The organism is Zhongshania sp. (assembly GCF_041584495.1).
In the GTDB taxonomy this organism is placed as follows: domain Bacteria; phylum Pseudomonadota; class Gammaproteobacteria; order Pseudomonadales; family Spongiibacteraceae; genus Spongiibacter.
In genome coordinates this window covers 1-3,967 of record NZ_JBFHDY010000188.1, presented here as the reverse complement: position 1 = coordinate 3,967, position 3,967 = coordinate 1, and the positions used below count along the sequence as shown (strand labels likewise).

Sequence of the window (3,967 nt, the reverse complement as noted above, 5' to 3'; positions counted from 1 at the left end):
TGACATTCGTGTGGGGAGTGATCGCCACACTGATGGTCCTCAACGTGAAGGAGATGAGTGATGATATGTTTTAATCAGAGGCTGGGTGAGGGACGGAAGTACGTGCGTCAGAGTGTATCACCGGAGACACAGGAGCGGTTGATTCGCGAGTTGATGGATGAGCATTCCTATCCTCGCAGTCGTGTGAACAGGGCGATCGATGCCAACCGAGAAATCAAATCCATATTTGAGGAGAGCGGCAATGACCTGGGTCTGCTTGTTTAAAATATGCGCGTTCGTGTGGCTTGGTTTATTTGTCGCGGTTCTACTGCTGCGGGGAGGTAAGGTATGAATCTTGAGGATGAGAAAAAGCGGATTGAGAAGTACGAAGAATGGTACGCGATTGGCAAACTCACGTTCTCGGAGTTACAAAATCAACGCAAACTCGTCCACGCCTTAGAACAACTGGAGCGGGCGCGGGAGGCTTTGGGTTGGGCGGAAGGTCAATTCGCGGGCATCAGAATGTACACCCAAGACGGCAAAATTGCCGTAGCGTGTGCAGACGGGGAGACGCGCATTAAGCAAGCCCTCAAACAGCAGGAGGTGGGGAATGAGTGAGCAAGAGTATTGCATAAAGCACGATTACTTCTTCCACGGCGACCCAGATGATTGCCCTCTTTGCGAGGTGGATGACCTGAAAGAAGAAATCACCCGCCTACGCGCCCAGTTGGCTGAGTCCCAAAAACGCGAGCAGGAATTATTGTCTGAGCGCAAAGGTGAGGGAGTGCGCACTCGCAGAGCAATTGCTGAGGCGAAAAAGAAGTGGCTGGCTGAGGCTGAGGGGCAGGAGCCGGTTGGGCGCATCGTAAAAACGACAGTCAATGCAGGTGTATGTGAACTCATTAGCCATCATGTTGTTTTTTACAGAGATATGGCAGGAGGCGAAGAACTCTACACCCGCCCAGCACCCGCCAAGGTGCCGGATGAAAGCGAGCTGGTGCATATCGGGTACACAAACGGCGCGCAAGTTTTGTACTGCGTCACAGGCGAGTCAGGCTCTTTCTATCCAGACACGGAGAACGACACCTGCATACCGGTTTACATGCTCAGAACCCACGCGCACCGACTCGAAAGCACGACCAATGGACAGGTGACGCTCGATCGCATTAAGCGCGAGTGGGACATGCTCAAATCACAGGGCGGGGGGTGAGGAACGGTGAGTATTTTTAAAGGCAAAAAGAAAAACTGGATGATTGTGCTGCATAAGCACCACACCAGCGGAATGGGCTGGCGACATGAGTTGCTGGTTGACGCAACCCCCGGCGAGGCAGAGGCGTACGCACTGGTGAAGGCCGAACGTTGGCGAGGCTCTGATATACCAAAGGTATCTGGAACTGCGATAGAGCTGCCAGACATCGTGCAGGTAGTGACTCAGGGGGCTATTGACACATGAAACTCAAATCACAGGGCGGGGAGTGAGGTATGAGGGGCAGACAAATCGCAGCACTGGTTAAAGGCGGCGCAATCGCCGTTGCACTTATGGGTATCGGCGTGCCGGAGTTTTCTGGCGGCTGGTGGGCCGCACTGATAGCTCTGAGCGTTGCCGTTAATTTATGAACCCCGCTCCCTCCGATACAGATAAAGCCCGAAGTTCAGCGCGACAATCAGCAGCGCATCGACGGGCGTCAGCGTGGCAGGTATGTCGATAACAGGGAGCGCGAAGGCGTCCACTACAGCCGCAGCCGAAACCGGCGACAGCACCTTGGCGGCTTTGGTGGTTTTCGCCTTGGCGTTTTCCTCGCGCTTTGACTTATCCCACAGAATGTCGATGGCGAAGGGTAATAGCTTACTCAGTATCGGTGACATAATGGTTCTCCTTAATCACTTGCCCTGCGGTTTTGGTCGTCCATTTTCGTTCCTTATGACAGCCCGCTTGCCGTCACTCCGTTAACTGCTTGTGGTAGTTGGTCTGCTTGCACTTTCATGGTTCCTTAGTACTCAGTGTGAACGAGGCTAAATCTTTTCCATCTTAACCGTAACTGATCAGCGTCGAACACTACCGGCTGAGAGATATATAACGGGTTTACCTCTACTGCCGCCAAGCTAAACATTCCCGCAGTGGCGAGCGGTATAGTCATAACTCCAGACCATTGGTTTATTCCAGCTCGCTTGGCAGACTCAACACCCTGGGCTTGGTTGAAAGCCTCGTATGTCATCTCAAAGTATATATTATCCCCGTCCACCCAAAAAGACATTCTGTCGGTCTGATCTAGCCCGGTAGTTAGCTTGGTGCCTGTACCGTTGATGTTCACCACCTGGCTATAAATAACAGAGCCGCCCGCGACTACCTCAAGGTAATTGTCCCATAATACAGACGCTCCGCCCTGCCACTCCCGCCGAATGTACACGCCATTCTGCAATGATGAGCTATCAACCAAACCTATAACGTGTTCAGTATTTTCAAACGCTGACGCTGAGTTCCCGCTACGGTTCCCACTCTTGACGTGTGCCGTGAATGTGGGGAATTTACTTAGTGTACAGCCAGTATTTGTAAGCCCAAACCACGCGCCCGATGATGTTTCTGATGTTGATATGGCGGACATAACTACACCGCCATTACCATGCCCTGAGGATCCAACTCCAGTCATATTAGTTAATGTTATTTTCTGATCAAACTCCTTGCCGTTGCAGTAATCAATAAACCGCTTTCGCCCCCTATTACCCCTGTTAAAGTTCTCGTTTTCCCAAAATAGGACTTGATCTGATCCATTATGGTCATCAAGATACCCCGCTTGAATTTTTGTGGTTCCTGTTTGCGCAGACCATCCTCGTTCGCCCTTTTTAGTGCCATCATTAAGAAGTGCTATATAACCATCCTGAGCGTCAGTCGTCATCACTGACCGCTCCCTTGGTGACACTGTAGCCCCCGACCCTCCTTGATCCCAGAAAGGGCCAAAAAAAGACCCTTCTATAGTGGTGTCTGGGGACGTTCCTGTCTGCGCTTGGAACGAACCGGAAAAATTATTTCCATGTATCTCTGACGCAGCCCCTGGATATATAACCCATTGCGCTGAAGTCCAATTAGCGTTTGTAAAATTATTCGCTTGGATGAACGGCCCCCCCGCTGGCGCGTTAAGTGAAAGTGTTGTTTCCCAGACGCCCCTCGTACTTATACCATCGAATGTGTTATAGGAAATATAATTGTTAGCACCTCCCGTTGTGCAGACAAGCTCATAAGCTATTGAACTCGGTGAGGTCGTATTGGCCCATAGTTGTAAATTCCGAGTAACTGTCTTTCCCTGCAAAACACCATCTACTTGCTGCCTGACAAGCGTTGTAGTGAAAGATGCGCCTAAATCAAAGACGCTTATCTCCACGTCTTCCCAATACATTAAATCAACTGAGTCGATTAACGATATATTCGCGGTGACACGTATCACCCCATTCCGTATTTTTTGACCATAAACACCCGGCGTCAGCTGCGTCCCAACTCGGCAAGTTCTCCCTTGTAAATCAATGACTTTTGATTTTCCTGATAATGCCGCCTGTAAAGCTGCTGAGTCATCACTAAGATCATCCAGCTTTGCCCCGTACCAAAAAGGGTTGGCCGCGTTATCCCCCGAAGCGATATGCCTCTGCCACGCCCCCGACGCCCCCGTCAAATCACTGCTTGGCGCAGTCCATATGCCGCCATCGCCTAACCCCGAACCTACTTCATCTGCGGCCACGTTCGCGGACTGATCGCCTGAGCGCCAAACAAAGCGGCCTTCAGCGCCGTCACCCGCAGCCGTGCGGCCATCCATATCGCGCTTGCTCGAGTCACCCACAAGCCCAGTAGTAGAAACCGCCTGAAGCGCCGCCAGCGTCGCGACGGTGGGAGCCATGTTCTGCCCGGTGTCATCGAGCAGGTTTGCGAATTGTCCGAGTCTTTCCCCTGGTGTACGTGTCATATTAGTAGCTCCAGCACCACGGCCTCGGGCCTTCTTGC

6 protein-coding genes are annotated in these 3,967 nt (G+C 51.8%); 4 read left to right on the top strand and 2 right to left on the bottom strand.

Features of this window, described 5'->3' with window-relative positions; genetic code table 11:
• Positions 1-327 precede the first annotated feature (327 nt).
• From ABYP33_RS17645 to ABYP33_RS17630, 4 genes are read left to right on the top strand one after another with little or no spacing between them, the layout of a single operon-like run.
• The gene (locus tag ABYP33_RS17645; RefSeq protein WP_373092512.1) at positions 328-597 is read left to right on the top strand and encodes a hypothetical protein; all 270 of its coding nucleotides are present in this window, start codon (positions 328-330) and stop codon (positions 595-597) included.
• Complete coding sequence (locus ABYP33_RS17640) at positions 590-1,189, top strand: hypothetical protein (protein WP_373092511.1); 600 nt, start codon at positions 590-592, stop codon at positions 1,187-1,189. The genes ABYP33_RS17645 and ABYP33_RS17640 overlap by 8 nt, the downstream gene beginning before the upstream one ends.
• Before the next feature lie 6 nt (positions 1,190-1,195).
• Positions 1,196-1,432 carry a hypothetical protein gene (locus ABYP33_RS17635; RefSeq protein ID WP_373092509.1) on the top strand — a complete coding sequence of 79 codons (237 nt, stop codon included), beginning with the start codon at positions 1,196-1,198 and terminating at the stop codon, positions 1,430-1,432.
• A 29-nt stretch (positions 1,433-1,461) separates the two neighbouring features.
• Positions 1,462-1,596, top strand: coding sequence for a hypothetical protein (locus ABYP33_RS17630; RefSeq protein ID WP_373092508.1), 135 nt, complete (start codon positions 1,462-1,464; stop codon positions 1,594-1,596).
• Here the strand turns inward: ABYP33_RS17630 and ABYP33_RS17625 are convergent.
• A complete protein-coding gene (locus ABYP33_RS17625; RefSeq protein WP_373092507.1) occupies positions 1,591-1,845 on the bottom strand; it encodes a hypothetical protein in 255 nt (84 codons plus the stop codon). The genes ABYP33_RS17630 and ABYP33_RS17625 overlap by 6 nt on opposite strands.
• A 125-nt stretch (positions 1,846-1,970) precedes the next feature.
• Positions 1,971-3,967 (bottom strand): hypothetical protein (locus ABYP33_RS17620; RefSeq protein WP_373092506.1); only part of this gene is annotated, 1,997 nt, incomplete at its 5' end.